2 protein-coding genes are annotated in these 4,790 nt (G+C 38.5%); both read left to right on the top strand.

The features are described 5' to 3' along the window. Positions 1–589, top strand: a 589-nt coding sequence (locus tag BLX24_RS32985) for a hypothetical protein (protein ID WP_177225963.1), incomplete at its 5' end; no start/stop codon positions are given. Positions 590–1,209: 620 nt separating this feature from the next. Next, positions 1,210–4,790: sensor histidine kinase (locus BLX24_RS29450; RefSeq protein ID WP_071506800.1), on the top strand; the 3,581-nt coding region annotated here is incomplete at its 3' end.

Genomic DNA, 4,790 nt, shown 5'->3' with positions numbered 1-4,790 from the left:
TGCCGGAGCGGGTATTACTACCCGTTATGTACTGGCCAGCAACCAGGGGACCATTTTACAGGTAGCCGACGTACCGGCCTTTACCGGGCTAAGCGGAACCGCTACTTATATGGCGGTGGCCCTTACCTATGAAGGCACTGTCACTAACCTTTCTATTGGCCAATCGTTAAGTGCCGTAACGGCAGGGTGCCTGGATTGGTCCGAAGCCGTTGTCTTCAAGACCTGTGTAGACGTACCCCTGAACTGTGATTACCGGATCGGGCAACCGATTACGCTTCAATCGACCGGGGGCAGTATAGGACCGGGTATCGGGACAAAATATGTCTTGACCAATAAAGCAGGTTTGTTAGTCAGCGTGAGCAATCAACCGACGTTTACCAGTAATGGATTAACAGAGGGTATTTATATGGTTTATGCAGTTACTTATACGGAAGATGGCAGCATGCAAAACTTATCGGCAAATGGTGTCAACACGATTTACACGTTAAAGGCGGATTGTATGCACTTGTCAGCCGGTTTGACGTTTCGCATTTGTGAGGGCTGTATACAGGCCTGTGTGCCTGTTATTATAAAACACAAACAGATTTAGGGATTTTCTATATAAATATTTTTTTTACTCAATTGCATATTTATGTAGGGAAACGGTAGTTAGGTAGGGTGAATAATCGGCGTTGTTTTTGACGCCGATTATTTTTTTATGTATTGAAAGAACTATAAATGAACCCCTGCCTGATTGAGGCTATAAGAGAAATTGTTTATTTGAAATTACGGACGGAAAATATATATAATGATATTATATATAATATGATCACACAAACCTTTAATGATTCAGAAGTATATTTTTTTGAATAAATTAACAGAGAGAAGTAAAGCTTACGAAGATATTTAAAAATACTTACAAATAGTAAAGATTTAACTTCCGGCTAACGGGACATGATTTTTTCATATTCAATACCTTGATTGAAAATGTAGCCATACTGGTTGATAATAGCCTGTAAGTTAAATACTTCGTATTATAAGGATAAGTTAAGATGGCAGGTTGTTGGATATAAGCTTTTCCAGCCATTCTCCGGAACTATAATTTATCCATAAAAAAAGTTTGTAATTACCGTTTACACAATATCAGTAAGATATGATATGCTTCACATAGTTATGTAGTTAATTTTGATCTATTTTTGTATTTGTTCCCACTAAAACTTGCGAAAATATATGAAGTATTCTCTTTGTGCTTTGCAGCATTCCTATAAACTGTTGCTGCTGTTGATTTTAATTTACTCACGTGGTCTTTATGCTCAAATAGATACAGAGAATCCTCCATTCAGGTTTAAGATACAACATTTTGGTGCCGAAGATGGATTACCGAACCGGAATGTTCTGGCAATGGGACAAGATCATCAGGGATTTGTGTGGCTTGGGACATTAAACGGCGCCTATCAATATGACGGAAATCAGTTTAAACCTCCTCTTAAGTTAAATAAATTACCTAAAGGTGAATATTATAGTCGGGAAGTAAGCAGAGTAGGACTGGACAGAAACGGTAATTTATGGCTAGGTAGTTATACAGATACAGGGCCGCAGTGTGGTAAAAAATATCTTCTTAAAGCAGGGCAAATACAACCAAAAACTTTTAAAGAAGTGTTTCATAAAGAAGACCCCTTTAAAAATGATTGTATAAAATATTATGTGCGCTCTGAGTCAAACATATTCAATTATTTAGTAACCCACGTAGGTAATATATATTGGCATTCAGGGCAAGGTGATTTCAGAAAGATAGGCGATGTGGATAATTCGGGACAAAATCCGTGTGCTCCCACGCTATTTGAGACCAGACAAAAAACATTACTTGTATCACAACGAATTACAGGTAGCAGTAAAGGCTGTACCTTATTTGAATTAGACTCGACAGGGAAAATTTTACAAAAGTTTACACTATCTGACTTCTTTGCCCCTGTATGGAAAAGTTATGATGGGACAATTTACCTTTGTCGGGTGAGCGGAGATAAAAGTTATTTGCTATCAAGCAATTTCAAATCTAATAATATATTTTATAAACTAAATAAAAAAGGAGACGTAAGTGCATTTTCTGCTCAAATAGATACCTCAATTAGCAAGCTAATTGCCAATGATCCTTTTTTTTATTATAAATCTTTTTACGTTTATGATTCTAGAAATGAATTGTTTTGGTTTGGATATGAGAAAAAGTTAATTGCATGGCATCCTAAATTGGGTACGGTTTTTAATTCTCAGGAAATAATAATGCCTGAAATTAATTCCTTTTCCGGAGTAATGATAGATAAAACAGGAGCCATTTGGATACGTACGGAGAATGGAGTTATATTGATTACACTTGAAAACAGGCAGTTCAATCGCTATCTATATACTGACAAAAAACTAAATTCTGATAGTAAGAAATATACTACCAGGGGGATGGTGCAGATCGGCGACAAATTAATAGTAAATACCCATCAGATACTAATAGTTGATATTAAATCAGGCAAACATCAGCCGCTATTTAAGAGTAAAGATTCTTTACGTTTTTTTAGCGGGCAGCAATGCCCGCTGCTTTACGATAGAAATGGATCTCTCTGGTGTGCGCATAATGCTCTTTCTAAGATAGAACTGAGTTCCCTTAATCTTTATGCTTATAACCTGGCTTCAAAGAGTGGTATTTGCACTACTATTTTACCATTTAATAAAGAATGGTTTTGGCTTGGCCATCATTATGGTTTATCTCGTTTTAATGTAAAGGAAAAAAAAGTATACCCATATACCGCCTACAATCAGTTTGATGAACTTTCCCGTAATATTATCAATGGCTTTTTTCCGGATCAGCATGCAGGAGGTATCTGGGTACCCGCTTCATCCGGATTATATTTACTGGATACGTTGAAAGGTGTTATTGCACGATACAGTACAAGGGAAAAGTCTCCTGCTTTTCTGCCATTTGACCATTTTACCTTTATACATCCTGACCGTATTCATAAACAGGTTTATTGGCTGGCAACCTTAGGGGGAGGGCTAATCCGCTGGAACCGAAAATCCGGCGAGTATAAACAGTACACCACAAAAGATGGATTATCAGATAATACTATTTATGCAATTTATGAAGATAAATTAGGACGGCTTTGGCTACCTAGTAATAATGGCCTGATGAGTTTTCAGAAAGATACCCATCAATTATCCATATACCATGTGGGTGATGGAATCGCTGATGATGAATTTAACTTGTTTTCTCATTATCAGGCACCGGATGGACGATTATTTTTAGGAGGTATAAATGGAATTACTGCATTTTACCCTGATCAGATTCCGGTTGATACTGAAGTTAAATCTCCCTTATTATTGACAGTGTTTCAAAAGCTGGATATGAATACTGGTAATATGGTTGATTATACATCAGAATATAAAGAAAACAATCATATTCATTTAACGTCTGGTGACCGTTTGTTCAGCCTTACATTTACGTTATTAGATTTCCGGTATTTACATGACTTCCGGCTCTGGTATCGCATTGAAGGGTGGCAGGACAAATGGGTGATGCAAAATTCAAGGGAAATCCGGATTAATGGCCTGCCAGCCGGCAATTATACTTTACAAGTAAAAGCGCAGATAAATAATGGTAAGTGGGTAACCAAACACATTGACATTCCTGTCTATGTAGATGCTCCTTTTTACTTTAGGCTATGGTTTATATTACTGTGTGTAATGTTATGTATAAGTCTGGGTATACTCTTATCCCACTTACGTAATCAGCAACTACAGAAAGATAAAGAATTGTTGGAGTATGAAGTTTCGGTACGGACAGAAAAAATTGCTAAGGATAAAGCATTAATCGAGCAGCAGGCAAATCAACTCAAAGTAAATGCAATGCTGAAATCCCGCTTTCTGGCTAATGTTTCACATGAGTTCAGAACACCGCTGACATTGATTATTGGACCTATTAAATACATTGCTCAAAAAGTAACCGATTCATCCAGCCTGCAGCTATTGGCGGCTATGGAACGTAATGCGGAACAATTATTATTGCTGGTAAACGACTTGCTGAGTTTATCTAAGACAGATAGCCAGCAACTGACGCTTAATGAGCAGCCTGTAGATCTGGCTTTATTGGTTAAACAAACGGTTATCGATACCTTTTTGCCTCAGGCACAATATGCCGGGATTGATTTGCAGGTTACCGGAGTAGATGAACCATGTCTGATGCTGCTTGACGGAGAAAAGCTGATAACAGTAATACGTAATTTAATTTCGAACAGTCTCCGCTTTACCCAGAAAGGCGGGCGTATTGAGATCCATCTGTCTGAGGACGATAAAACGGCAAAAATTGAGGTAAAGGATACGGGGGCAGGAATACATCCGGACGATTTACCGCATATTTTTGACCGCTATTTTCAGACGAACCAGCTTGATAAATCGCTTCAGGGCGGCACCGGGATCGGCCTGGCTATCTGCCGCGAATATTGTTCTCTATGGGGTGGGGCTATTGCAGTAGTCAGCGAGCAAGGAAAGGGTAGCACCTTCTTTGTTACATACCCCAAACGTTCATTGGCAGCAACGAACGAGGAACTGGCTAAGGTCAATAATTCAACCCTTAAAACGCAAACCAGTCATGTGACGTTAGAACCAGTTTATTCTTCGCTTGTGGAAGTCAGTGCTCAGCCAGAACTCCGGCGAACGTTGCTGCTGGTTGATGATAACCCGGATGTATTGTTATACTTAAAGACCATCCTTAGTCCAGCCTTCCGGCTTATTTTTGCCCGAAACGGAAATGAAGCATTAACATTATTACA

Source organism: Arsenicibacter rosenii, from assembly GCF_001870735.1.
In the GTDB taxonomy this organism is placed as follows: Bacteria; Bacteroidota; Bacteroidia; order Cytophagales; family Spirosomataceae; genus Arsenicibacter; species Arsenicibacter rosenii.
Note: the sequence above shows the minus strand (reverse complement) of the source record. Positions and strands in the feature narration are given on the sequence as shown.